We start from the raw sequence: 526 nt of genomic DNA, 5'->3' as shown, positions 1-526 counted from the left end.
TAGGATTTATTATGAAAAATTCTGTAAAAAAATATCAACTCACAAATCAAACAATCATTCGCGAAGGTAAAAAGCTTTACCGCATTAAAGCTTTAAGAGACTTTGATGATGTTAAAGCTGGTCAATTGGGTGGCTATATTGAATCTGAGGAAAATCTTTCCCATGATGGTAATTGCTGGGTTGGTGATCAGGCCATTGTTGTGAAACCTGGTCGTGTTTACGAAAATGCACGGGTTTATGGGAATGCTGGCGTTGGTGGCTTTGTATATGGAAATGCTCGTGTCTACGATTTTGCAAAGGTTTTTGCCAATGCCCATGTCTATGGGAATGCCCATGTGTTCGATAGTGCAAAAATTGTAAGTAAAGTGCATGTTTATGAAAATGCCAATGCATGCGGCATGGCTATTGTTACTAAGAATATTTGTGGTGACACAATGGAAAATGTTTATACAGAACGCCTTTCTTCTTATGGTGAAATTTGCTTTGTTATGTGTCGTCCTCATAGGAAAACAGTTTAAATAACGTT

At 37.5% G+C, this 526-nt stretch carries 1 protein-coding gene; it reads left to right on the top strand.

What is annotated here, in order from left to right; translation table 11 throughout:
- The first annotated feature begins 11 nt into the window (after positions 1 to 11).
- Entirely contained in the window at positions 12 to 518 is a 507-nt protein-coding gene (locus tag BN338_RS09815; protein ID WP_039761938.1) for a hypothetical protein, read from the top strand.
- The last annotated feature ends 8 nt before the right edge of the window (positions 519 to 526 follow it).

This window comes from Bartonella queenslandensis AUST/NH15 (genome assembly GCF_000312585.1).
GTDB lineage: Bacteria > Pseudomonadota > Alphaproteobacteria > Rhizobiales > Rhizobiaceae > Bartonella > Bartonella queenslandensis_A.
This window is presented reverse-complemented; position numbering and strand designations above follow the sequence as displayed.

What these genes read in the sequence shown, in the direction of transcription:
- BN338_RS09815 (WP_039761938.1), top strand. Translation starts at nt 12, where the DNA reads ATGAAAAATTCTGTAAAAAAATATCAACTCACAAATCAAACAATCATT.